Origin of the sequence: Cryobacterium sp. CG_9.6, assembly GCF_029893365.1 — a bacterium.
Lineage (GTDB): Bacteria > Actinomycetota > Actinomycetes > Actinomycetales > Microbacteriaceae > Cryobacterium.
This window is the reverse complement of record NZ_JARXUZ010000001.1, coordinates 3030119-3054413: the sequence shown is the minus strand read 5'-3', so window position 1 is coordinate 3054413 and position 24295 is coordinate 3030119. Positions and strand designations below refer to the sequence as shown.

The window sequence follows — 24295 nt, the reverse complement described above, 5'->3', positions numbered from 1 at the left end:
CTTCGACGGCCCGCCCGCCACCCTCACGCGCCCAAAAACACGCCACACGACTCACGAAACATCATCAAAAAAGACCTCAACAGCTTGACAACTCCCATAGAAGCGTCGAGACGCCGGCGAAGTGCGTGCCGGCTCCTCGACCAGCGACGGGCTGCTACTGGGCGGTGTAGCCCCCGTCGACCAGGTGGTAGCTGCCGCTGATGAAGGAGGCGGCATCGGAGACCAGAAAGGCCACGAGGGCGGAGACTTCTTGGGGGGTTCCCATGCGACCGAGCGCGTGCTTGGTGGCGAGGAAGTCTTGAGTGGCGGCATCAAGATTGGCGTCGACGAGTGGGGTGTGAATGAAGCCGGGGCCCACGGCGTTGATGCGCACGTTCTGGGCGCCGTATTCGAGGGCGGCGTTCTGGGTGAGGCCGAGGAGACCGTGCTTAGCGGTGACGTACGCGCTCGACATGGGGAAGCCCACGGAGCCGAGGATTGACGCCATGTTCACGACGGCACCGCCACCGTTCGCGGCGATGGCCGGCAGCTGAAACTTGAGCCCGTAGAACACGGCGTTGAGGTTGACCTCGATCACATGGCGCCAGCCCTCGAGGGAGTAATCGCCAATGGAAGCGGCCGGGCCACCAATGCCGGCGTTGTTGACCGCGATCTTCAGGGGAGCGAGGGCGTTGGCCACGGCAATGGCTCCCTCGGCAATGGCCGGGTCGCTCGAGTCGCCGGCAAACGCGACCGCGATGCCTCCGGCGGCGATAATTTCGGCGACGACGGCATCCGCTGTGTCGGCATGGAGGTCGGCGACGACAACGGACGCGCCGTTGGCGGCGAGTTCGAGGGCTACGGCCCGACCGATGCCGGAGCCGGCTCCGGTGATGATGGCGGAGCGGTTGTCGACGTCGTACGTTGCCATGAGTGTCTCCAGACTGGGTGTGCATTGCTTCGGTGCACACCTGTGATGTACGAGTCGTGGTTCGGTACGGCCAATCTAGTGTGTTCTGGGAATCTAGGCGCAGGCATTTTGGCACTGCTGGTCTTTTGCTGCTGGTCGGTGCGCGTCTGTCGAGCGCGTCTGACCCGACGCTGTGGCCCGGATGATCTGGAGACTGATGTGGGCGCAGCCATGCGCAATTCGGTTTCTCGTTGCCCACCTGACGACCCAGTCCTCGCGAAAGCAGCGTTCACGGAGTTTGGGGGTGGACCCAGAAATCGACTCGATGGCGGCGGTACGGCGGAGGCTGACGGCATCCGCTGTGACATCGGCTTCCGCTTGAGCGGTGGTGGCGGGCGCGGGAGGCACCGGCGAGGGGTGGCCGGTGGCAGCGGTGGGTCCGGCACGTGCTGCGAGGTGGGCGGTCTCGCGGAGTCGGCGCCGGTGGGCAGTGCCGTAGATTGGCACCACACCCAATGATGTGAGGTACAGAATGACCGGCTGGCGGCTGCGCGATTTTCACTCCGATGATCTTGACGGGATTCTGCGCCTGTGGGAGGAGATCAAGGCATCCGATACGGAGCCGGTCTACGGACTCTCGGAGGTGCTTGCCTCCTGTCAGAAGGACTACGCGGTCGTCGCCGTGCACGGTGACGAGGTGATCGGTGCCGCCGTGGGTCGCGCCGCGCACGCGCAGGGCTGGATCGTATTTCTTGCAACCGCCCGCAAATGGCAGGGCATCGGCATCGGTACCGGGCTCCTCGCCGCCCTCGAAACGCGCATGGCGCCCGACGGTATGACCAAACTGTCGGCGTTGATGCCCGAAAGCGAAACGCGAGTGGATGCCTTCCTCAACCGCGGCTTCGAAATGAAACACAACCTGCGCTACTTCGAACGGCACATTCCCGTGCAGCGTCAGGAACTCAAGCTGCTCACCGAGCTAGGCGGTCGTGTGCTGCCGCGCAACCTGTGGAGCAAGGTGGGCGGCATGCAACGGGAGAAGGAGCTGCTCGAACGGCGCCTCGTGCTGCCGCTGGCCAACCCCGACCTGGCCGAGCAGTATGGCGTCTCGGCGCCCAAGGCCGTGGTGCTGTTTGGCCCTCCCGGAACCGGCAAGACCACGTTTGCCAAGGCCATTGCGTCGCGGCTGGAGTGGTCGTTCGTGGAGGTGTTCCCGTCCCGTCTCGCTGCCGACCCGCAGGGTCTGGCCGGCGCGCTGCGCGAAACGTTCCTGAAGATCGCCGAACTCGAGCATGCCGTGGTGTTCATCGACGAGGTGGAGGAGATCGCTGCCCAGCGTCAGGGTGACCCGCCCTCGGCTATGCAGGGCGTAACTAATGAGCTGCTGAAGATCATTCCGGCGTTCCGGGATCAGCCCGACCGGCTGCTCGTCTGTGCCACGAACTTCATTCGCGCCCTCGACTCGGCCTTCCTCCGCCACGGACGTTTTGACTACGTGATTCCGATCGGGCTTCCGGATGTGGCCGCTCGCGAAGCCATCTGGGCCGGGTACATTCCGTCGGCCGTGGTCGGTGTCGTCGATCTCGCCACTCTGGTGGAGAAGAGCGAGGGGTTCTCCCCGGCCGACATCGAGTACGCCGCCCACCGGGCGTCACAGAACGCACTCGAGCAGTCGCTGGATTCTGCCGACACCTCCGCCATGGCAGGACCGAGCACAGCGGACTATGAGGATGCCATCTTGTCCACCCGAACGACCGTGTCGGCCGAGGTCGCCGCTGAGTTCCTTGAGGATATCGAGCGCCTCGCCCGGCTGTAGGTGGGTGTGGTTGCTAGTTCAGGAGATATGGCTCGGGTCGGGTGATGTGCCGCGTGTTTCCGCGGGCGCTGGGTGCCTGTTTCGGGGGATCTCCTGAAGTAGCGACTTGCGGCGGGCGTGATCGAGGTTGGGCAGCGTGCTGCTGCGCGTGCGGGAAGGGCCCGTGGCAGCCTGTGCGGCGGTCTGTCTGGCGGTTGTGGTTGCTAGTTCAGGAGATCCGGCGGGGCGCAAGTCGTGTGCCGCGTGTTTCCGGGGCGCTGGGCGCGTGGTTCGGGGGATCTCCTGAAGTAACGACGGGGGGCGGGCGTGACCGATGCGGACAGGCCTGGTGCAGCACGCCCGGCGGGGGCCTCGCAGAGGGCCAGCGCGGCCAGTCCTGGTTGCTAGTTCAGGAGATCCGGCCGGGCGCCGGTCACCTGCCGCGTGTTTCCGGGGCGGCGGGTGCGTGTTTCGGAGGATCTCCTGAAGTAGCGACAACAACAAAGGCCGGAGACGGACACGCATAGCCCGCCCCGCTAGGGTGGACGTGTGACACGGGGTGCCGTCGCGATCGAGGGCTGAGAACACACCCGTTGAACCTGATCTAGTCAGAACTAGCGAAGGGATGTCGCGAGTGAACTCTCGCTTGTTGAACGACCATGCTCGTGCCACGGCACAGCTCCTCACCGATCTGCGCCGCACAACTCCGCTCGTGCAGTGCATCACCAATGCCGTGGTGACCAACTTCACGGCCAACGCGTTGCTTGCCCTGGGAGTGTCGGCTGCCATGGTTGACCTGCCCACGGAAGCCGAGATGTTCGCCCCCCTCGCCAGCGGGCTGCTCGTGAACCTGGGCACGCCGCACGCCGAGCAGCGCGTGGCGATGCTCGCGACGGCGCGGGCGGCATCCGCTTCGGGTACGCCGTGGGTGCTCGACCCGGTGGCCATTGGCGCATTGCCGGTGCGCACCGCACTCGCGCACGAGCTCGTTGCGCTGCGACCCACGATTATTCGCGGCAATCCCTCCGAAATTCTGGCGCTCGCCGGAGTGGGCGCGGGCGGGCGCGGCGTCGACGCCACCGACGGAGGCGAATCGGCGCTGGCAGCCGGGCGGTCGCTGGCCCGCGAGTTTGGATCGATCGTGGCCATATCGGGTGCGGTCGACATCGTGACCGATGGCGAAGCGGATGTGCGCATCACCAACGGCACGCCCCTCCTCACCCGCATTACCGGCGGCGGCTGCGCCCTCGGGGCGGTGATGGCGGCCTTTGCGTCTCTGCATGTCAATCGGCTCGCCACGACCGTCGCCGCGTGCGCGGTGTACACGATTGCGGCGCAGCAGGCCGCGCTCGTCGCCAGCGGGCCGGGCAGCTTTTCGGTGGCGTTCCTCGATGCCCTCGCCGCGGTGACGACGGAAGACGTGCGCACGTTAGCGGTGATCTCGTGAGCGTGCGGCGCGCATCCGCTGATCTATCCACCTATTTGGTGACCGACCCAGGCCTGAGCGGTGCGCGTGGCGTGCTCGGGGTGATTGAGAGCGCGGTGGCGGGGGGAGTGTCCATCGTGCAGATTCGCGATAAGACCGCGTCCACGCGGGAACTGTATGCGCTGCTGCTGGCGGCGGCGCGTCTCACGGACGGGCGGTGCGCCCTCGTGATTGACGACCGGGTTGACGTGTACCTCGCGGCCCGGGCAGCTGGCGCGGCGGTGGACGGCGTGCATGTTGGCCAGTCCGACCTGCCAGCGGATGCCGTACGCACGCTCATCGGCCCGCTCGCCCTGCTCGGCCTCACGGCGAACCACCCGGCGCATCTGAACGCGGTGCACGCGCTTGCACCCGGAACCGTGGACTACCTCGGGATGGGCGTGATCCGCCCCACACTCACGAAGAAAGACCACCCGGAGCCGCTCGGTGTGGCCGGATTTGCACGCCTCGCGGCTACCACGTCGTTGCCGTGTGTGGCCATTGGCGGTGTCGGTCTCGCCGATACCGGGGCGCTGCGAGCCGCCGGAGCGGCGGGAATGGCCGTGGTGTCGGCCATCTGCGCCGCGGCCGACCCCGAAGAAGCTACTCGGGCCTTCGCCCAGGCCTGGGCTGGTGCCGCGTGAGCGTCCGGCCGGGGCGGGCGGGCGCGGCCAAAGTTGGGCCGGGCGGGGGCCGGATTGCGCGGGTGCTGAGCATTGCCGGAACCGATCCCACGGGCGGTGCCGGCATTCAGGCCGACCTTAAGAGCATCTCGGCCAACGGCGGCTACGGCATGGCCGTGGTCACCGCGCTTGTGGCCCAAAACACGCAGGGTGTGCGAGCCGTGCACGTGCCGCCGGTGTCTTTTCTGCGAGAGCAACTCGATGCGGTCAGCGACGACGTGGTTATTGATGCGGTCAAGATTGGCATGCTCTCCAACGCGCACGTGATCGACGAGGTCAGCGGGTGGCTGCGACGCATCCGCCCGCCCATTGTGGTGCTCGACCCGGTGATGGTCGCCACGAGCGGCGACCGCCTACTTGACGAACCGGCAGAGGCGGCCCTGCGCGAGCTGCTCTCCCTCGCCCATGTTGTTACGCCGAACCTGCCCGAGCTGGCCGTTCTCGCCCAGGCCACGACGGCGCTCACCTGGGGCGAGGCGTTGGCTCAAGCGCTCGCGGTATCGGCGGCGCACGGAGTGATCGTGCTCGTGAAGGGTGGACACCTCGCCGGCACCCGTTCGCCGGACGCCCTCGTCGATGCCAGCGGGTCCCTCTCGGGTGGCCGCACGGTTGTGGAACTGGGGGCCGAGCGCGTGGTCACGAACAACACTCACGGCACCGGCTGCTCCCTCTCGAGCGCGATGGCCACGCAGCAGGCGCGCCTCGGCGACTGGGAACTCGCACTCGCGGCCGCAAAAGCCTGGGTCACCGAGAGCCTGCGCCACGCGGACGAGCTTCACGTGGGCCGAGGCGCTGGCCCTATTCACCACTTCGCATCACTCTGGGCCGCCGCCGACTCCGGTACCCCCGAACGGTTGTCACGGGAAGGCCGGGTGGCTAGCCTTTAATCCTCCCGTGAACCACCAGGCAAAGGACTGCGCAGCGTGATCATTGAGGCCACCGGCTTAACGAAGACCTACCGTTCCAAGACGGGTCCGGTGCACGCGCTCGCCGGGCTCAACCTGCAGGTGCCGCGTGGCACGGTGAAGGCGCTCCTCGGGCCCAACGGCGCCGGCAAAACCACCGTCGTCAAGATGCTCACCACACTGATTCGACCGGATGCCGGCAGCGCCTTTCTCGACGGAATCGACGTCGTGCACAACCCCAAGGCCGTCCGGCGCATCATCGGGGTATCCGGCCAGTACGCGGCCGTGGACGAGAACCTCACCGGCTTCGAGAACCTCGAAATGGTGGGTCGCCTCTACCATTTGGGCGGCGACGCGGCGCGGGTGCGGGCGCACGAACTCATCGACCTGTTTGAACTGACCGCGGCCGGCAATCGGCCGGTGAAGGGCTTCTCCGGCGGTATGCGGCGCCGCATCGACCTCGCCGGCGCGCTCGTGATCAGGCCCAAGGTGCTGTTTCTCGACGAACCGACCACGGGCCTCGACCCGCGCAGTCGCATCGCGCTCTGGACGATCATCAAAAAGCTCGTCGCCGACGGCACGACCGTGCTGCTCACCACGCAGTACCTCGAAGAGGCCGACCAGCTCGCCGACGACATTGTGGTGATCGACGACGGGCGCGTCATTGCTGAAGGAACGTCCGACCAGCTGAAGGCCCAGATTGGTGGGCACCGACTGGAGGTGGCTTTGATGGATGCCCGCGATAGCGACGCGGCCCGCGGCATCCTCATGCGTCATGGTGCGGGGGAGGCGAGCGTGTCGACCGACGGACGCGGCGTGAATGTGGCCGTCAATGACGGGCCGCAAGCGCTGCAGCACGTGCTGGCCGAGCTCGGCGCGGCCGGGATTGAGCTGCACGATGCCGGGATGCGTCGGCCCACCCTGGACGACGTGTTTTTGAAGCTCACCGGGCACAAGGCTGACGTCACCCAGGACGCCGATCCGGATGCCGAGAAGCCCGCCAAGCAGAAGGCCGGGAGGACCGCATGAGTGCGGTAACCGAGACGCGTTCGGCGCCGGAGATCTCGTGGAACCCGCGGTCGGAGTGGTATTCCGACGGGTGGACCGTGACCAAGCGCAACCTGATTAAGGTGAAGCGGTCGCCCGACGTGCTCGTATTCGCGGTGATTCAGCCGATTATGTTCGTGCTGCTGTTCAGCCAGGTGTACGGCGGGGCGATTTCGGTAGAGGGCACCGACTACACTCAGTTTCTGATGGCCGGGATCTTTGCGCAGACCGTGGTTTTCGGGGCCACCTACTCGGGTTCTGCCATGGCGCTCGACCTGAAGGAAGGCATCATCGACCGGTTCCGCAGCCTGCCGATGACGTCGTCGTCGGTGCTGATCGGCCGCACCAACGGCGACCTTGCGCTGAACACCATTTCGATGATCATCATGATGCTCACCGGACTGGCCGTGGGCTGGCGCGTCACCTCGTCGCCCGGGCAGTTTCTGGCTGGAGTGGGGCTGCTGCTGCTCTTTGCCTACGCATTCAGCTGGGTGATGGCGCTGCTCGGGATGAGCGTGAAAAGTCCCGAGGTGATCAACAACGCCTCCTTCTTGATTCTGTTCCCGCTCACGTTCGTGTCCAATGCGTTCGTCCCCAGCGACACCCTGCCCACGCCCCTGCGTATCTTCGCGGAGTGGAACCCGGTGTCGTCGCTGGTGCAGGCGGTGCGGCAGCTGTTTGGCAACCTTGGCACGGCTCCGGCGCCCGACATCTGGACGATGCAGAACCCCATTCTGGCCTCGCTCATCGGCATCACCGTGATGCTGCTGGTGTTCGTGCCGCTGTGTATCCGCAAGTTCGCGCGCATCAGCTCCCGGTAGTTTTCGGTGTTCCCCTCTCGACGCGTCTCGAAGCAAGGAGCTTGACATGACAATATCTCTCGGAATTCAGCACGCGTTTAGCGGATTCGCGGTGAACGATCTTGAGGTGGCGGCCGGGTTTTACGGTGACACGCTGGGTATTGAGGTGCGCGACGACAGTGACCGGGGGATGCTCAGGCTGATGCTGCCGGGCGGCGCCGAGGTCATCGTGTACCTCAAACCCGACCACGTGCCTGCCGTGTTCACCATTCTCAACTTTGTCGTGGCCGATATCGACGTGGCCGTGGACGAGCTCACCGAGCGCGGCGTCGAGTTTCTGCGCTACGAGCAGTTCGCCGAGCAGGACCACAAGGGTATTCAACGTGGGGGAGACCCGGAGATCGCCTGGTTTACGGACCCAGCGGGCAACATCCTCTCGGTGCTGCAGAACGCGTAGCTGCGGCGCGTGCGGCGGCACGGGCGGTCGCGGCACTCGTTTGCCTGCGCGGCACCTGTCCAAACGAGTGCCGGTCGCCTAAACAAGTGCCGCGAGTGTGCCGCGTCCACAAAACGAGTGCCGCGAGCGTGCCTGGCATCCTGCGGAGTACTGCTGCACAGCTGGCGCGGCTGCACCTGGGCCGCTCCATCTGGGCCGCGGCACTCGTTTGACTGCCCGGCACGTGTTCAAACGAGTGCCGGCCCACTGAACGAGTGCCGCGAGTGTGCCGCGTCCACAAAACGAGTGCCGCGAGAGTGCCGGGCATCCTGCGGAGTGCCGCTGCGCAGCGTGGACGGCTGCACCTGTGCCGCCCCATCTGTGCCGCGGCACTTGTTTGACTGACCGGCACGTGTCCAACCGAGTGCCGGTCCGCTAAACAAGTGCCGCGAAAGGGCCGCGTCCACTAAACGAGTGCCGCGAGCGTGCCGTGCATCCCGCGGAGTACTGCCGCACAGCCGGCGCGGCTACACCTGGGCCGCTCCACCTGGCTCGCGGCACTCGTTTGCCTGCCTGGCACGTGTCCAACCGAGTGCCGGCCCGCTAAACGAGTGCCGCGAGGCCGAGCAGTCAGCGACCGCGGCGCTTACCGCTCTTGGGGTTGCGGGTGGGGCGCGTGCGTCCGGGCGCCGACTCGGACTTCTTCTTCACGGCCGGCTTAGCCTGCGCTGCAGCCACGCGTAGGGCCTTCGCCGCAGCCTTGGCCTTATCGGTTTTCTTGGGCTTGCGCGGCGGTCGCGCACCCGCTTCGGTCACCTCTTCAGGCACCGTGGCGCGGGACGACGCACTCGAGCGCCCCCGCACGATGCCAATGAACTCCTCCACATCGTCGGTCGTCTCCGCGGTGATCCACGCCAGCGCAATCTGCGTCTCGGGAACCCCGTCAACCGGCCGCGAAATCACATCTTTGCGACCATACAACCGCGCAATCGAGTGCGGCACAATGATGATGCCCACGCCGGCCGCCACCTGTTCCATCACCTCGTCCATGTCCTTCATCACGGGCAATGCCCGGCGGATGCCGCTGGCCACCTCGGTGGCAACGTCGCGCCACGCGGGCACCTCGTCGGGATCCTGCAGGAGGTGCTCGTCGGCGAGGTCTGCGAGGGACACGAGTTCGGCATCCGCTATGGCATGGCCCTTGGCGGCGACGACCACCGGCACCTCGCTGTAGAGTCCGATGACGCTGAGCTGGGTCTCGTCGATGGGCAGACGCACGAGGCTGACCTCGGCGCGACCGTCGAGGAGAACGCTCACCTGCTCGTGGGTTTCGGTGCGAAAAACCTCGAGTGGAACGTCGGGTCGACGTTCGGCCCAGATGCGCGTCCACTTGGTGGGCGTCACACCGGCGACGAAGGCAATGGAAAAGCTCACGGCATCCTCTTCTAGAGCACGGAAAAGCCCCAAAGGGGGTGCTCTCAGGCTATACGCTTAGAAGATGACGTCCGTAAAGAAGCCCCAGACCATGAAGCCTGCCACGGCGGCCCAGAAACTCGGGATTCTGCTCGACGCGGCACCCGCTGAGTTTCAGACCGCGCTGGTGACCCGCACCGAGCTCGCCGCCCTGATGGAGACCCCGCCCGAGTGGCTTGTGGAGCTGCGCGCCAACGGACCGCACCCCAAGCAGGTTGTCGCCGCCAAGCTCGGCGTGTCGATTTCGGGACTCGCTCGCAGCGGCGCCACCGAACCCCTCACCACCGCTGAGATCAGCGCGCTGCTGCAGGCACCGCCCGCGTGGCTCGTGCTTGAGCGTTCGACTCAGGCCGGCGTTCGCGCCGACCAGATCGTGGTGAAAGAGCGCGATGCGCAGCGCGCCGCGAAGAAGGCGCACGTTGAGCGTCAGGCCGCGCAGGAACTCGCGAAGGAAAACCGCAAGAACTAGCCGGTTGTGCGCGGGCGACGCGCTGCCCCGGATGCCGAGCAGATGTCGCACCTGACGCGTCCGGCCACGCAAGAGCAGCCAGTCGCACGCGAACGGGCCAACCGCGATGCCCAGCGTGCCGCGAACATGGCGCAGGTGACGCGGTAAACAGCGCAGCAACTTGCGAAAAAGCTGCAAGACGCGGCCGGTTGTGCGGGTTCGACGCGTGCACCGACGCAGTGACGGCATCCGTGCGCCGGGGCTGGGTGAGGGCGTCTGTCGAGGTGCGCCGCGGCATCCGCTAGTAATGGGTGCGGAGGAACGCCACCACATCGCCGAGCTCGGCCTGCGAAACGGTGTGGCCCATGCCCTCGTAAATGCGTTCGGTGAGCGTGCTGTGGCCCGGAAGCCAGGCCTGAGTGCGGTTGACGTCGGCGGCGGGAATGATGGGGTCGGCCGTGCCGCGCCCCCAAAACACCGGCGGACGTCGCTCGGCCAGGCGCTCATCACCCGCGGCCTCGCCCGTGGATACGAATCCGGAGAGCTGCACGGCAAACGTGAAGCGGTCGGGTGCGCGACGCAGCAATTGCAAGGCCATCGCGCCGCCCTGCGAAAAGCCAAGAAGCCCCACGGATGCCGGTGGCTCCGCCAGCGCATCCAGCCACGTCAGGATGGCGGTCGCCGCCGCGTTCACGGCGGCATCGACCGCGGCAGGGTCGGCGTTCGGGTCGCGCATCGGGAACCACGCCCAGCCGCCGCCGACCGGGATCGGCGCACGGAGGGCAGCGATCACCGGCTGGAGCGGCAGATGCGGGGCGAGCGAGAAGAGGTCGCCTTCGTGCGAGCCGTAGCCATGCAGGATGAGCAGGAGCGGTCGGCCCACGCGGTCGGCGCCGGCGGCGGACCAGAGTACGGCGTTGGCGTCAATCGGCGCGACGTTATTATTCTCCATTGATAGCCTCCCGCTGTAAATGCCGCATGTGCGGCACTGCTGGAGTCAATCCTTTCATTGCCGGCGCGGGTGCGCGGCATCCGCTCGGGGGAGGTGGCGGACTTTGCACGTTTGTGGCGCCGGGGAAGGTGCGTTTGGTGCCAGCCGAACCGCGCTGGCCGACGGTGCCGTGCGCAATGTGCTCTCGGGTGCGCAAGAATGAAACTATGAGCGTGCGCACACCTGACCCCGATCCGGACTGGCTGCCCAAGGGTGACTCCAGTGTTCCGAATAGCAACCCCGCGTGGTTGAAAGACGTGGAACTTGCCGAAATTCGGCGCCGCCTGCCCATTCTTTATATCGAGGCTGTGCCCGTGCGGGTTGATGGCCTCGGGCAGGTTGTCGAGGTCGGCGTGCTCCTGCGGGCGCGCTCCACCGGCGAAATGACGCGAACTCTCGTGTCGGGGCGGGTCATGTTTGGCGAGACGCTGCGCGATGCGCTGTTCCGCCACCTCGAAAAGGACCTCGGGCCGATGGCGTTCCCGCAACTTCCCGCGAGCCCGGTGCCGTTCACCATCGCAGAGTATTTTCCGATGCCGGGAATCTCCGCTTTCACCGACGACCGGCAGCACGCGGTGTCACTCGCCTACGTCGTGCCGGTCACTGGCACGTGCGATCCCCGCCAGGACGCCCTCGAAATCACCTGGATGACGCCGGACGAAGCCGTTTCCCCGGGCGTTTCCGCTGAGATGGAGGGCGGTCGTGGCGCGCTCCTCCGCTCCGCCATGGCTTCTGTGGGCCTGCTGCGCTGACTCGGTTTCGTGCTGAGTGGCGCCAAGCGTAGGTCGGCACTCATCTGCTCGGTCGGCACTGATTCACACGAGTGCCGCGCCTGCAGACGAGTGCCGGCCGGTGGTTCGGTGGCGCATGCCGGGCGTCGGCCTGCGGGTCGTGCGTGTGGCGGCACTCATTTGGCCGCGCGGCACTCATTCAGACGAGTCCCGGGCAAACAAACGAGTGCCGGGCGCGCAAACTAGTGCCGCGAGGCGGAGCCCGCACGCAGACGAGTGCCGGGCTTGCAGACGAGTGCCGGGCTTGCAGACGAGTGCCGGGCTTGCAGACGAGTGCCGGGCGCGCAAACGAGGGCCGGTCGTGTGAACGAGTGCCGGCCGCCTAAACGCGTGCCAGCCGGTGGTCATTGGCGGTGTGCCGGGGGTGGCCAGGAGGGGTGCACGTGTGGTGGCACTCATTTGGTTGACTGGCACTCATTCAGACGCGTGCCGGGCGTGCAGACGAGTGCCGCGAGGCGGAACCCGCGCGCAGCTGAGTGCCGGGCGCGCAAACGAGGGCCGCGAGGTGGAACCCGCGCGCAGGCGAGCGCGGCGAGGGCGCCGGACGGCCCGCGTCAGCGGAGGCCGAGGGTGTTGAGGAACAGGCGCTCGTAGCGCGCGGCATCCACGTCGAGAGCCACCTCGACGGCGGCCCACTCCTCGTGCAGCCCGTGCACGATGTCCTCGCCCGGGTGCTGGCGCAGGTCAACCAGAGTCTGGCCGCGACCGTACCCGGCGAGTTGCACGCGCACCGGACGCAGCTCGGTGCGGAGGGCACCCGGATCCACGAGGGCACACACCGCGCCCGCGTCGCCGATCAGCCCGGAGTATTCGCTGGCCCGGTCGGCTCCGAGCACGATGCGGTTGGTGAGCAACGCCCCCACCACCTGGCCCAGCGGCGAGTCGCCTTTCGCCAGAGCGGATGCCGTGGACTCGGCAATCCCCACCTGGTTGAACACGTCCAGGCCGTACATGAACGTGGGGATGCCGGCATCCAGCACGATCGCAGCGGCCTCGGGGTCGTGCCACACGTTGAATTCGGCGACGGCGGTGGCGTTGCCGACACTTGCCGAACCTCCCATGAACAGGATGCGCTCGATGTTGTTGGCCAGATCGGGGTACTGACGCAGCAGCAGCGCAAGGTTGGTCTGCGGAGCGAGTGCCACGAGCGTGACCGGGCGGGGGCTCGCCTCGATGAGGGAACGCATCAGCTCGATGGAGCTGCCTGCCACCGCGGTGCGGTCGCTCGGGGGGAGGCGCAGCGTGCCGAGTCAGCCCTCGCCGTGCACGTGCGAGGCCGAGCGTGCCGGCTCCAGCAGCGGGCGGCGCGCTCCGGCAGCCACGGGAATGTCGGGTGCACCGGCCACGTCGAGGATGCGCAGCGTGTTCTCGACCACCCGCTCGAGCGAGGCGTTGCCGGCGACGCAACTGATTCCGAGCACGTCGATACCCGGGTGGGCGACGGCAAACAGAATGGCGAGGGCGTCGTCAACGCCGGTGTCAACGTCGAGGATGACCGGGATGGTGGGTGCGGTAGGCATCCGTTCAGCCTAGTTCGCACCCGCCCCCACGGTTAGCGAACGAGGCGGACCTCGTGCAGCTGCTCGCCGAGCACCTCTTCAACCTTTTCGTGCCCATCGGGTGCGTAGCCGTTGCGGGCGTAAAAGGCGTGCGCTCGGGGATTGTCGGCGGCCACCCAGAGAATGGACGTGCCGGGATCGACGACGGCATCAAAGAGACGCTGGCCCACGCCGGTGCCCTGATATTTCTTGAGGAGGTACATGGTCTTGAGTTCACGCGTACCGGCAGGCTGGTCCTGATCATCAGTGGGAGAGCTGCCGGCGAAGCCCACAATCTCGCCGTCATCAATGGCCACAACCTGGCGGTAATCCGGTCCGCGCTTGGTGATGCCGTGCCACATGGTGGCGAGGCGCTCGGGCCGTAGCTTCGACAGGGCTGCGGCGGTCAGCAGGTGATCGTAGGTCTCGTGCCAGCAGGCCGCGTGCACGCGACCCAGGCTGTCGGCATCCGCTTCTTCGACGGGCCGAACGACAACAGTGGTGTTCATAAAAGCGACCCTACCGGCGTTTGGGCAGGGCCTTTTACCCGGGCATGCAAAACGGGCCGGCCTCGTGAGAGACCGACCCGTTGATAGGTAGCGAAGCGGATGCCTACGCGAAGCGGATGCCTACGCGAAGCGGATGCCTACGCCGCGCGGATGCCTAGGGCAAGCGGATGCTTAGCCCTGCGACCGACGCGGAGCCGAGCGACCTGCTCCACCGGTGCTGGAACCGCGAACGAGTCCGCCCACCTGGAGGCTGCCCACGCGGGGCCCGCCGGAGCGTCCGGCTGCGGTGCCGGCGGGAGCGTTCTGGCTGCGGCCGGCCGAGGCCGGACGCGAGGAGCGACGAGCGCCACCGGCCGAGGCCGAGTCGCTGCTGGAGCGTGCGCCGTCGCGTCCACCCGAGTCACGGGCGCCGTCGCGTGAACCGCGGCCGCCACCATCGCGGTCACTGCGCTGACCGTGACCGCCTTCTGAACGCCCACCCTCTGAGCGCCCGCCTGAGCGGCCACCCTGCGAACGGCCGCCCTGTGAGCGACCACCCTGCGACTGGCGCTGCTGCTGCGGCTGCTCAACGCGCGGCGCCGGCTTCACATACGCGGCCACGTCGCCCACGAGGGCGTCCACGGCGGCCGAACCAGCATCAACGCGCTGCGGGGTCACCTTGATGGCGGCCTTGCGCAGCAGAGCGTCGGTGTCGCGCTTCTGCTCGGGGAGAACCACGGTCACCACGTCACCGGCGCTGCCGGCACGGGCGGTACGGCCCGAACGGTGCAGGTACGCCTTGTGCTCGGCGGGCGGGTCAACGTGAATCACGAGCTCAATGTCGTCCACGTGCACGCCGCGAGCCGCGACATCTGTTGCTACGAGCACCTTCACGTCGCCGGCGCTGAACGCGGCGAGGTTACGGTCACGCGCAACCTGCGAGAGGTTACCGTGCAGGTCGACGGCGGGAATGCCCGAGTCGGTGAGGCTTTTGGCGAGCTTCTTGGCCTGGTGCTTGGTGCGCATGAAGAGGATGCGTCGTCCGCTGCCCGAGGCCAGCTTCTGAACGAGGTCCTTCTTCGCGTCGGTGCCGGTGACCTCGAACACATGGTGGGTCATGGCCGACACGTGGCTGTTGGCCTCGTCGACGGAGTGCATCACCGGGTCGTGCAGGAAGCGGCGAACGATCTTGTCCACGCCGTTGTCGAGCGTTGCGGAGAAGAGCATGCGCTGGCCGTCGCCGGGCGTCTTGTCCATGATGCGCGTCACGACGGGGAGGAAGCCGAGGTCGGCCATGTGGTCGGCCTCGTCGAGCACGGTGATCTCGATGGAGTCGAGGTTCACGAAGCCCTGCTTCATGAGGTCTTCGAGGCGGCCGGGGCACGCCACCACAATGTCGACGCCGCTCTTGAGGGCGGACACCTGACGGTTCTGCGAGACGCCACCGAAGATGGTGGTCGTGTTGAGGCCGTAGGCCTCGGCGAGCGGGGTGATGGCATTGGTGATCTGCGTGGCGAGCTCGCGGGTGGGCGCAAGAATCAGGCCGAGCGGGCGACCCGGGCGGCGCTTGCCACCGGCGAGCTTGCCGCCGAGGCGGGACACCATGGGGATGGAGAAGGCGAGGGTCTTGCCCGAGCCGGTCTTTCCGCGGCCGAGAACGTCGCGGCCCTTGAGGGTGTCGGGCAGCGTGTCCACCTGAATGGGGAAGGCGCTGTCAATGCCCTGCGACGAGAGAACCGTTACGAGGGGGGTGGGCACGCCGAGCGCGCTAAATGCAATTTCAGTCAAGAGTGGTGCCTTTCAGGCATCAGACTCCTCGCCCGAACCGAGGCCGCGCATGCGGCTGCCGGAACCAGGAGGATTCACATGGCGAAGGTGCCGAAGGGCACATCCGTTCGCCGTAAGAATGTTTCATTCCGAAATCGGGCTAGCCCTGGGGGCTGCCGCGATAAGAAGAGGGCGTTCTACGACGCAGCAAGCGCAACTACGCACTCGCAAGTACCCTCACTGTACCGTACGAATGGCTTTCCGGTGTCGCGGGCCAGTCAAACAGGGGTTTAGCGTGCCTGAATGATGCCCATCATGCCGGCATCCTCGTGATCGAGAATGTGGCAGTGATACACGGTTCGTCCGCTGAAATCGTCGAAGGCAATGCGCACGCGCGTCGTGCTGCGAGCGGGAATGTTCACGACGTCCTGTTAGATCACGCTGTCCACAGCCTGGCCGTTCTGCTCCACAATTTGCATGGGCCACACGTGCAGGTGAAGCGGATGATCAAGGTTGCTCGTATTGGTCAGCAGCCACTCCTCCACGCTCCCGAACTGAACCGTCTCATCGTCTCGCGACGCATCAAACGCGCGCCCGTTAATGGTCGGTGACATCATTCCGCCACCCATGCCGCCCATACCCATGGCGAAAACGAGCTCGCGCCGCGCGGTCACGGCGGCGCTCCGCAGGTCCCGCGGCGTGCGTTGACGAGGAATTGCACCCGACTCTGCCGCCACCTCACCGGCCACGTTCAGTGTGGCCAGGGTCGTGTCGGCCGTGCTGGTGGACCCTCCGCCCATCATTCCGCCGGCGTTTCCGCGGTCATACGCGAGCGTGTGTAGAGCGGATGTCCCCTCGGCTGCGGTCACGAGAACATCGGCTCGGTTTCCGGGGGCCAGCACAATCTCCGCCACCTCGCGAGGGGAAGCGAAGCGGCCGGAGTCGATGCCGAGGAGAGACATCTGCTGCCCGTCGAGGCGTAATCGCAGGTAGCGGGAGACGCAGGCGTTCACGATGCGCCAGCGTTCGCGGTCGCCGGGTTGAGCCGTGAGGCGGGGGCTGAGCTGTCCGTTCACCAGAACGAGTTCGCCTTCGCGGCCGGACATTTTTTGCATGGCTGTTGCGGTGGCAACGGTTCCGCCTGCGGTGAGGGTGACGTCGGAGATGATGAGAACGCGCTCGCGGGTGGCGGGGATGGGGTCGGGATCGTCCACGATGATCGCACCGAATAGGCCGCCGAACACCTGATCAGTGACGAAACCGTGGTGGTGCGGGTGATACCAGAATACGCCCGGGGGGTGGTCGGCCGGCAGGGTGTATTCGTAGTCGAAGGAGTCGCCGGCCGGCACGGTGACGAACATGTTGTCGCCGTTATTTTCGGGGGAGACGTGCAGTCCGTGCACGTGCAGATTGCTGGGGTCGGTCAGGCCGTTGCGGAGGCTCACGTTCACGGTGTCGCCCGCTCGCATGCGCAGGGTGGGCCCGGGTGTGCCGCCGTTGTAGCCGAGGGCCTGCACGGTTCGTCCCGCCACGCTTAGCTGGCCGGCCGTCGCCTCGAGATCAACGGTGAGTGCGCCGCCGGAGCTTCTCAGCTCGGTCGGCTCTGTGAGTTCTGCGCCGCCGTTCAGCTCCGCGGGCAGCAGCGTGGATGCCTGCAGAGTCAGACCCGTCGCACCCACGGCCACACTGGCTGCCCCCACTCCGCCAAGGAGGAGGGCCGTGCGGCGGGTGATCGGGCGCATTATCGATCGTCCGCCAGTGTTCGCCGGTGTTCGCGATACTGTTCCTCGGTGAGTTCCCCCCGAGCAAAGCGTTCATCGAGAATGAGCCGCGCGCCCGACTGCGGGGCGGCCTTCGTGGGGCGACCCGAGAACACCCGCACGAGCACGTAGATAATGAGGGCCACGCCGACGATCACGAGCAGTCCGAATCCCCAGGTCCACCCCATGCTTGACGCGCCCCACATCATGACAGTCTCCATTCGCCGGCCGAATCAGTCGGTCGGCCGTTTCTTCCAGCCTAACCCCTTTATACCCGGTGGGGTATCAGCAGTGCCGGGAGTTCGCCGGGAGCACAGCGGGAGCGCACCGGTAACCACACGCGGACGCGCGTCAGAACCCGGCAGAGTCGGACCCCTCGCCGAAGCTGTCACCGTTGTAGAGCTCGCCCACCGGCACCTCCACGTCGATGGTGTTGCCCGGTTGGGCGAGCGGGCAGGCCCACATGGGGTCATAGGCGCACGACGGGTTATAGGCAAAGTTGAAGTCGAGAATGAGGGTGTCGTCGTCGACGCCGGGGCCCAGATCGGCGCCCTTCACCGTGTCGAGCAGGTAGCGGCCACCCCCGTAGGTGCCGCCGGGCTGACCGGCGAGTGCGTCTTTCACCGGGAGAAACAGGCCGCCGCCGTAGTTGCCGAGGTGCCACACGTCGAGCGAGCCGAGGTAGGGGAGTCGCACGGTGCCCACCAGGTCGAAGGGCACGGTGCCGTCGGTTCCGGTGTCCACGCTGATGCGCAGCGGGTGCTCCGCGCGGTGCACCTCCACCTCGAAGCGCCAGTCCGGGTCGTACGCTGCGATCGGCAGCCCGGTGAAGGCGGCCCGATCGTCCGGCAGCAGCGGCGACGACGGATGTCCCGCAAACAGTTCGTCCCGTCCCGACCGCCACAGTTCGTGCCCGGACTCCGGACTCTGCACGCTGAGCTGACGCACGCCCGCATAGAGTCCGAACACTCGACGACGCCAGTCAGCGATCTGTAATGCTCCAAGGGAAGAAGTCATGCCAACAGAGTAGCGCCGACAACCGACAGACTCCCCTCGCCGCGACCGTTCTTACGCCGCGGTGTCCGAAGATGCAGGCGCATCGACGCCCACATCGTGACGCCAGGTGGGTGCGAGCTGCTGGAGGCGCAGCATCCGGATCTGCCAAAACGCCCAAAAGCTGGGCCAGAGGGCGATCGTGCCGAGTCCCGCCTTGAAAATGAGCTGGTCGCGGTAGAGCGTCTTGCCCGTGCCGGCGGGATCGGGTGCAATGGCCATGCGGTGGTCCCAGAGCGTCACGGCCGCGAGGGCACCCGACACGCCGTAACCGGTGTCCCGCAGAATACGCACCCCATCAGCACGTTCGTTCTCCTCAGCGAGTCGAATCACCTGTGTGCCCATCGGAACGAGTCCCAGCATGCGAAACGTCGCCGGGTGGTCGCCGGGCGCCCACATGGTGGGAAACCCATTGGATTCGAGGGAATCCACCGCGAGGAGCGGCGAACTGACCTCTCGAAAAACCGCGGGGCTTCGAATGGCCCGCCAGGCGGCATCCGGTTCACAATCAAGGACTTTCTTCAGTAATACGCGCATACTCCCAGTCTGGACCACGCGCATGTTGTACAACTGAAGAGTGGCAATTCGTTTCTGGCTGGGGGTCGCCCAGCGCGAGCAGGTGCTGCGCAGCGTTCACCAGGGCATGGCCCAGGCGAGCCAGGCCGCGCGCGCGACGCTCGCTGGCATGGGCGAATCTGACGGCCTCGTGTATTACTCGCCGAAGACCGCATTCGAGGGTGAGGTGTTGCGCGAGTTCACCGCGATTGCCCGCATCACGGATGCCGCCCTCGCCCCCATCGGTGACCCTGGCAGCGAGTTCCAACCCTGGCGCCGGCGGGCCGACTACGACCCGCACGCTGTGGCCACGTCGATTCGGCCGCTGCTGTCGGTGCTGGAACTCACCCGGGGCAACCCGAACTGGGGATATCAGCTGCGCCGTGGCCTGATCGAGATCTCCCGTCACGACTTCGAGATGATCCGCCAGCAGATGCGTCGTCCCAGCGCCGACGACCTCTAGCGCGCTTCCCGGCGCCGCGCACAGATCGCCCAGCGTGCGGTCAGTAGACTCAGAGAATGGACGCGTTCTTGCCCTCGCTGGTGGTTTTAGGAATCGTCGTTGCCGGCATCCTCGTGCTCGTTGGGCTGAGTCGCCGTCGCACCCGGGCGCGTCTGAAGATCGAAACCGATGCTGCCAGAGCGCTCGCCCAGCAGGCCGCGGTCAGTCTCGTTCGAGCGGATGACCTCGTGCAAGACGCGACCGACGAACTTGACTTCGCCAGCGCGCAGTTTGGCGAGAATTCCACGCGGGAGTTTGCCAAGGCCCTCACGTTGTCGCGGCGCCAGCTCACCGAGGCGTTTGCGCTGCAGCAGAAACTCGATGACACGGTGCCGGATTCGGCCGAGGAGATTCGCCGCTGGAACGAGCAGATTCGAGCCATTGCCGACGAGGCCACGCAGCGCCTCGAGGCTCAGACCCGGAACTTTGACAAGAAGCGTGGCGTGGAACGCACCGCCCCGCAGATGCTCGAGCAGCTCATGCGCCGCCTCGACCGCACCGCCGACCGGGTGGTGGGCGGCACCCGCACCCTGGACCGGCTGGCCCTCAGCTACACCGCACACGCTCTCGCGCCCATCAGCACCAACGTCACCCGCGCTCAGGTCGCCCTCGAAAACGCCCGCCGCGCTGGCGCTGAGGCCGCCGCCCGTCTCGCCGCCTCAGAACCGGTGGGCGAGCAGATGAGCGCTGCCGAACACGGTCTGTTCACCGCCACGCAGCTGCTCGACGCGATCGAGAGCGGTGAAGACGAACTGCATATTGGATTCGCGAACCTCGGGCGCGCAACCGATGCTGCCGCCGCCGAACTCGCCGAGGCCCGGGGGCTGCGCGACGCGCACGACGAGGCCGACACCAGCGCCAACCTGAACAGCGTGATCGTGGCGGCCAGCACGGAGCTTGCCCAGTTGCGTGAACCCCAGCGCCTCAGTGACCCGGCCGTCGATCTCGCTCATCTGCGCGAGGTGATGGACGGCCTCGATGTGATGCGCTCCGAAGCCCGCAATCGGCAGTTGCGCCTGGAGAATGCGCGCACCGCTCTGGCTGGTGCGCTGCTGACCGCGCGCAGTCAGCTCTCGATCACCCGGGATTTCATCGCCGCACATCGTGGTCGCGTGCAGGCTGGTGCTCGTACTCGGCTGTCCGAGGCCGAGCGGCAGTTGTCTCTGGCCGAGGTGGAGGCCGACCCGGTCATCGCCCTCGACAATGCTCGCCGGGCCATGACGCACGCCACGGATGCCGACGCCCTGGCTCACTACGACGCCCGCTGAGCCGCTCCCGTTCCGCCCCGCATTGCCCCCTCTCGTTGGTCGGCGCCCCTCTCGCTGGTCGAGGCCCGTCGAGACCTAGTGACCCTGCCCTGAAAGCGCCCGCATCTCGCTGGTCGAGCCCCGTCGAGACCCCGTGACCCCTCGTCGCGCCCCAGATGGGGCGGCGCTACGGTAACCCGTTAGTTGCCATGATGGTCGTGAGACATCGTGGTGACGGACGCTGAATCGGAGCAGGACATGAATGATATGGCGATAGGTCGAACGAGAAATGGTGGGCGGTCGTTTCCGTTGGCGTTTCGGATTGAGTACATACGCCGCTGGGATGAGTGCGTGGAACGAGGCGCGAAGGTGCGGTTACTGCGCGAGTTCGACTTGGCAAAGGGCACGGTGAATCGTTGGCTGAGGGCTCGCGACGATGGAGAATGGACGGCATCGATGGTCGCAACGTCAGAGAGGTCACCACAAAGAATGGACAATCGCGATCGTGCGGAGTTGGCGCGGCTGCGGATGGAAAACGAGGCTTTGAAGAAGAAGGTCGCGCAGTCCGAAGCAGCACAACAAATCTTGGGAAAAGCATTCGAGCTCTTGGACGGGATCACCACCCGCTCGAACGAGGAACAAACACCGATCCCACCAGCGTTGATGAGCGCGGGCGAGTACGCGGCGTGGCTGAAACGAAGCAAGCTGTCCTGACCTTGACGGTCACGGCACTGGCCCAAGAAATGGCGATGCCGATCGTGGACGCATGTCGTCTGGTCGGGATGCCACGGTCAACGTATTACCGGCTCAGCCGTGGCTACCAGCACTACCGCCCCGTGGCTGAGGCGATCCCGCACCGCGAACGCCGGCAACCCGCAGCCTTGGACACGCACGAGCGCGCCACGATACTCTCCGTGCTCTGCGAGCCGAAATATGAAGACAAATCGGTGGTGCAAACGTACTGGCACGCCTTCGACGCCGGGACTCTCGCGTGTTCGCAGCGCACGTTCTACCGGGTCGCCAACGCTCACCGCCTGGTCGGGGATCGTCGACGCACCCGAACCCCGCGCTCCCCGTCACCGCGCACTCCGGCCGTCGCGACGCTCAAGCCCGGGGATTTGTGGTCGTGGGACATCACCGAATTGAACGGACCCAGCTACCACGATCGGTACTACCTTTACCTGATCATTGACGTGTTCTCGCGTTACCCCATTGGCTGGTGCATCGAGACTTACATCTCGAAGAAACGCGCTGTGACACTGTTCACCGACGCGATCGCCACCCACGGCGCCCCCACAGTCGTGCACTCCGACAACGGGTCCTCCATGCGCTCCACAGACCTCATCAACGCCCTCGAGAGCAACGGCATCATCACCTCGTACTCTCGCCCCCGGGTCAGCGACGACAACCCCTTCTCAGAATCACTGTTCAAGACCATCAAGTACGACCCCAGCTCCCCGGACCGATTCGATCACCGCGATCACGCCCGCCAATGGACCAAGGACTTCTTGGACCTGTATGCCACCCAACACCGCCACAGCGGTCTCGGCCGGCACACCCCAGCATCCGTCTTTGACGGCACCGCCCACCTCATCCACGCGCAACGACAACGGGCACTGGACGCCTACTACGCCCAGCACCCCACACGCTTCCGCCAACCACCCACAGCACCACCACTACCCCAACCCACAGGCATCAACACCCACCTACTGTCTCAAGCAGGTTGACAACTACCGAACGGGCGTAGCGGCCCCCGAATTCGGGCGCGACGACGGATGCCGCGGCGAGTTCAGCCGGGCGGGGCAGCGGATGCGTGCGCTACAGCAGCGCGCCGAGGCCCGCGGAGAGGACCAGCAGCCCGAGCAGCAGCAGAACGGCGGCGATGATGAGGTCGCTGTGGCGCGCGAACCAGTCCACGAAGCTGTGCAGCGGAGCGGCCGCGCGATCACCCCGCATGCGAAGTGCTACCGCGGGCGCCACCACACCGAGACTGGCCACCACCACGAAAACGAAAAGGCCCACGAACTGCTCCACGACGGCGCTGCTCGCATTCACGATGGCCGCCACGGCCGCCAGCACGATCAGAGCGTTCTTGGGATTGATGGAGCCGAGCAGAAACGCCACCCCGAAGGCGCGACCCGGGCGAATGTTCTGCATCACGGGCACCCACTTTGGCTCCGTTCGTTCCTCGCCGCGGCGTGCACGGGTCACGAAACGGCGCACGCCCAGTGCGACCAGCGCGGCGCCGAGAACGACGCGCAACCACGAGGCCCAGGCGACGGAGTCCGTGGCGAGAGTGACGGCACCCGTGAGAACAAGCGCGAGCACCCCCGTGGTGAGAAGCCCCGCAAGCCAGCCCGCTGTGAAGCTTCGCAGCACGGGTCGAAAGTTGAGGGTGGCGATCACGGCCGCCATGGCGACGACCGGAAGAGAGGCGACGAGCGCTCCGAGCGCGAACGGCAGCACGGCAACGAGAACATCGAGCATGGGCAGGCGACCTCTCCGAATGGCGTTCGCCGAAAGCTGCACGAACTGGCGCCCAGAGTAGCCTGACCGCGGCGCTCAGGGAGGCCTCGTCAACCTCGCAACAGGCTGGCATGATGGAACATTATGAAGACGATCCTCAACATCATTTGGCTCGTGCTCTCCGGTTTTTGGCTCTTCCTCGGATACATGCTTGCCGCCGTCATTATGTGTGTTCTCATTGTCACGATTCCGTGGGGGATCGCGGCGGCGCGCATCGGTATTTATGCGCTCTGGCCGTTCGGGAAGACGATTGTGGACAAGCCGACCGCCGGCATCGGCTCGGCCCTCGGCAATGTGGTGTGGGTGATTCTGGCCGGCTGGTGGATTGCGCTCGAGCATATTCTGAGCGGCATTGCGCTGTGCCTCACGATCATCGGCATTCCGTTTGGAATCGCAAACTTCAAAATGGTGCCAGTGGCTCTGCTGCCGCTCGGTAAGGAGATTGTCGATACGTCGGGGCGCGGGTAGGGCCGCGCGAGGCATCCGTTCTGGGGTGGCGAATTCCACTCACGCCGAGGGATCTCACGCACAGGGACCGGCGACGGGGATAGGCTGAAGAGTCCGAATTTCCCGCGGCTTCGGCCGCCGTCTGTCAGGAACACCCCCTGAGCATCATCATCGGTTACGACGCACTCACGCTGCGTGAAAAAGTCGACCTGCCCGCCGCCAGCGAGCGTCTCGACGCCCTCGGCAACATGCGCAGCCTGTCTGCGCTTAACGAAAAGGTGAGTCTGCTGCGTCTGCTCGGGCGCCTGGACGAAGCCTGGGAAATCGCGAACGAGGCTTGGCGTTTGTCGCGCTTCACCGGGGATCGCGAGCAGGCCGTGGCCAGCCGCATTCGGCGCGCGCAGGTTCTGCAGTATCAGGGCAAGCTCGACGAGGCTCAGGCCGAGCTGAACCACTGCATTCTCGACGCCGAGACGCACGAGTGGACGACGTCCGCCGCCGAGGCCCGCCAGAATCGCGGCAAGGTTCACTTCGATCGGGGCGAGCTCGACGCCGCTCTCACCGACTTCACCGCCGCAGTTTTTCTGCGCGAGAAAGACGGGGCCACCGCCAAGGAGCTCGAAGGCTGCCTCGTTGCCGTGGCCGTGGTCGAATCCTTCATCGCTGAGCGCAAGCCGCGCATCTGAGCG

Annotated in this window: 24 protein-coding genes, 2 pseudogenes and 1 riboswitch; of the genes and pseudogenes, 15 read left to right on the top strand and 11 right to left on the bottom strand. The window is 66.3% G+C overall.

Features of this window, described 5'->3' with window-relative positions:
* Positions 1–154 precede the first annotated feature (154 nt).
* Complete coding sequence (locus H4V99_RS14130; protein ID WP_280679330.1) at positions 155–910, bottom strand: SDR family oxidoreductase; 756 nt, start codon at positions 908–910, stop codon at positions 155–157.
* 511 nt (positions 911–1421) lie between these two features.
* Between H4V99_RS14130 and H4V99_RS14125 the strand changes: the two genes are divergently transcribed.
* From H4V99_RS14125 to H4V99_RS14100, 7 genes are all read left to right on the top strand, one after another.
* A complete protein-coding gene (locus tag H4V99_RS14125; protein ID WP_280679328.1) occupies positions 1422–2705 on the top strand; it encodes a bifunctional GNAT family N-acetyltransferase/ATP-binding protein in 1284 nt (427 codons plus the stop codon).
* Between the two features lie 524 nt (positions 2706–3229).
* A riboswitch (TPP riboswitch) is annotated at positions 3230–3327 on the top strand.
* Positions 3319–4131, top strand: a complete 813-nt coding sequence (thiM, locus tag H4V99_RS14120; RefSeq protein WP_280679326.1) for a hydroxyethylthiazole kinase — start codon at positions 3319–3321, stop codon at positions 4129–4131. Its footprint overlaps the riboswitch before it by 9 nt.
* The gene (gene thiE, locus H4V99_RS16560) at positions 4128–4793 is read left to right on the top strand and encodes a thiamine phosphate synthase (protein ID WP_348522369.1); all 666 of its coding nucleotides are present in this window, start codon (positions 4128–4130) and stop codon (positions 4791–4793) included. The genes thiM and thiE overlap by 4 nt, the downstream gene beginning before the upstream one ends.
* A complete protein-coding gene (thiD, locus tag H4V99_RS16555; RefSeq protein WP_348522368.1) occupies positions 4790–5719 on the top strand; it encodes a bifunctional hydroxymethylpyrimidine kinase/phosphomethylpyrimidine kinase in 930 nt (309 codons plus the stop codon). The genes thiE and thiD overlap by 4 nt, the downstream gene beginning before the upstream one ends.
* A 36-nt stretch (positions 5720–5755) precedes the next feature.
* The gene (locus H4V99_RS14110; protein WP_280679324.1) at positions 5756–6766 is read left to right on the top strand and encodes an ATP-binding cassette domain-containing protein; all 1011 of its coding nucleotides are present in this window, start codon (positions 5756–5758) and stop codon (positions 6764–6766) included.
* The gene (locus H4V99_RS14105; protein ID WP_280679322.1) at positions 6763–7605 is read left to right on the top strand and encodes an ABC transporter permease; all 843 of its coding nucleotides are present in this window, start codon (positions 6763–6765) and stop codon (positions 7603–7605) included. The genes H4V99_RS14110 and H4V99_RS14105 overlap by 4 nt, the downstream gene beginning before the upstream one ends.
* Before the next feature lie 46 nt (positions 7606–7651).
* The gene (locus H4V99_RS14100) at positions 7652–8041 is read left to right on the top strand and encodes a VOC family protein (RefSeq protein ID WP_280679320.1); all 390 of its coding nucleotides are present in this window, start codon (positions 7652–7654) and stop codon (positions 8039–8041) included.
* A 609-nt stretch (positions 8042–8650) separates the two neighbouring features.
* Here the strand turns inward: H4V99_RS14100 and H4V99_RS14095 are convergent.
* Entirely contained in the window at positions 8651–9454 is an 804-nt protein-coding gene (locus H4V99_RS14095) for a LysR family substrate-binding domain-containing protein (protein ID WP_280679318.1), read from the bottom strand.
* Between the two features lie 64 nt (positions 9455–9518).
* Here H4V99_RS14095 and H4V99_RS14090 point away from each other — a divergent pair, with 64 nt between their 5' ends.
* The gene (locus H4V99_RS14090) at positions 9519–9962 is read left to right on the top strand and encodes a DUF5997 family protein (RefSeq protein WP_280679317.1); all 444 of its coding nucleotides are present in this window, start codon (positions 9519–9521) and stop codon (positions 9960–9962) included.
* Positions 9963–10242: 280 nt separating this feature from the next.
* Here H4V99_RS14090 and H4V99_RS14085 read toward each other — a convergent pair whose 3' ends face one another.
* Entirely contained in the window at positions 10243–10893 is a 651-nt protein-coding gene (locus tag H4V99_RS14085) for an alpha/beta hydrolase-fold protein (protein WP_280679316.1), read from the bottom strand.
* 206 nt (positions 10894–11099) lie between these two features.
* Between H4V99_RS14085 and H4V99_RS14080 the strand changes: the two genes are divergently transcribed.
* Positions 11100–11684 (top strand): NUDIX hydrolase family protein, encoded by a 585-nt coding sequence (locus tag H4V99_RS14080; RefSeq protein ID WP_280679314.1) that lies wholly within the window; start codon positions 11100–11102, stop codon positions 11682–11684.
* Between the two features lie 593 nt (positions 11685–12277).
* Here H4V99_RS14080 and H4V99_RS14075 read toward each other — a convergent pair.
* The 7 genes and pseudogenes from H4V99_RS14075 to H4V99_RS14045 all read right to left on the bottom strand — a co-directional run bounded on the left by H4V99_RS14075 (position 12278) and on the right by H4V99_RS14045 (position 18866).
* Positions 12278–13243: pseudogene (locus tag H4V99_RS14075) on the bottom strand (nucleoside hydrolase).
* A gap of 32 nt (positions 13244–13275) precedes the next feature.
* Entirely contained in the window at positions 13276–13770 is a 495-nt protein-coding gene (locus H4V99_RS14070) for a GNAT family N-acetyltransferase (RefSeq protein ID WP_280679312.1), read from the bottom strand.
* Positions 13771–13941: 171 nt separating this feature from the next.
* Positions 13942–15537 (bottom strand): DEAD/DEAH box helicase, encoded by a 1596-nt coding sequence (locus H4V99_RS14065; RefSeq protein WP_280679311.1) that lies wholly within the window; start codon positions 15535–15537, stop codon positions 13942–13944.
* 269 nt (positions 15538–15806) lie between these two features.
* Positions 15807–17258, bottom strand: a pseudogene (locus H4V99_RS14060) (multicopper oxidase family protein).
* Positions 17258–17485 carry an SHOCT domain-containing protein gene (locus H4V99_RS14055; protein ID WP_280679310.1) on the bottom strand — a complete coding sequence of 76 codons (228 nt, stop codon included), beginning with the start codon at positions 17483–17485 and terminating at the stop codon, positions 17258–17260. Before H4V99_RS14055 ends, H4V99_RS14060 begins: the two are co-directional and overlap by 1 nt.
* 142 nt (positions 17486–17627) lie before the next feature.
* Positions 17628–18293 carry a DUF1684 domain-containing protein gene (locus H4V99_RS14050; RefSeq protein ID WP_280679309.1) on the bottom strand — a complete coding sequence of 222 codons (666 nt, stop codon included), beginning with the start codon at positions 18291–18293 and terminating at the stop codon, positions 17628–17630.
* 51 nt (positions 18294–18344) lie between these two features.
* Positions 18345–18866: a hypothetical protein gene (locus H4V99_RS14045; RefSeq protein WP_280679307.1), complete on the bottom strand. Its 522-nt coding sequence runs from the start codon at positions 18864–18866 to the stop codon at positions 18345–18347.
* 40 nt (positions 18867–18906) lie between these two features.
* Between H4V99_RS14045 and H4V99_RS14040 the strand changes: the two genes are divergently transcribed.
* The 4 genes from H4V99_RS14040 (at position 18907) to H4V99_RS14025 (ending at position 22360) form a co-directional block, all read left to right on the top strand.
* Positions 18907–19347 (top strand): EVE domain-containing protein, encoded by a 441-nt coding sequence (locus H4V99_RS14040; RefSeq protein WP_280679305.1) that lies wholly within the window; start codon positions 18907–18909, stop codon positions 19345–19347.
* Positions 19348–19403: 56 nt separating this feature from the next.
* Complete coding sequence (locus tag H4V99_RS14035; protein ID WP_280679303.1) at positions 19404–20654, top strand: hypothetical protein; 1251 nt, start codon at positions 19404–19406, stop codon at positions 20652–20654.
* A gap of 330 nt (positions 20655–20984) precedes the next feature.
* Complete coding sequence (locus H4V99_RS14030; protein WP_280674508.1) at positions 20985–21347, top strand: hypothetical protein; 363 nt, start codon at positions 20985–20987, stop codon at positions 21345–21347.
* The gene (locus H4V99_RS14025) at positions 21320–22360 is read left to right on the top strand and encodes an IS3 family transposase (protein ID WP_280674510.1); all 1041 of its coding nucleotides are present in this window, start codon (positions 21320–21322) and stop codon (positions 22358–22360) included. Before H4V99_RS14030 ends, H4V99_RS14025 begins: the two co-directional genes overlap by 28 nt.
* A gap of 91 nt (positions 22361–22451) precedes the next feature.
* Here H4V99_RS14025 and H4V99_RS14020 read toward each other — a convergent pair whose 3' ends face one another.
* Positions 22452–23120, bottom strand: a complete 669-nt coding sequence (locus H4V99_RS14020; protein WP_280679301.1) for a GAP family protein — start codon at positions 23118–23120, stop codon at positions 22452–22454.
* 123 nt (positions 23121–23243) lie between these two features.
* Between H4V99_RS14020 and H4V99_RS14015 the strand changes: the two genes are divergently transcribed.
* Together H4V99_RS14015 and H4V99_RS14010 are read left to right on the top strand one after the other, a co-directional pair.
* Positions 23244–23627 (top strand): YccF domain-containing protein, encoded by a 384-nt coding sequence (locus tag H4V99_RS14015; RefSeq protein WP_280679300.1) that lies wholly within the window; start codon positions 23244–23246, stop codon positions 23625–23627.
* A gap of 227 nt (positions 23628–23854) precedes the next feature.
* Entirely contained in the window at positions 23855–24292 is a 438-nt protein-coding gene (locus tag H4V99_RS14010; protein ID WP_280679299.1) for a hypothetical protein, read from the top strand.
* Positions 24293–24295: the final 3 nt, after the last annotated feature.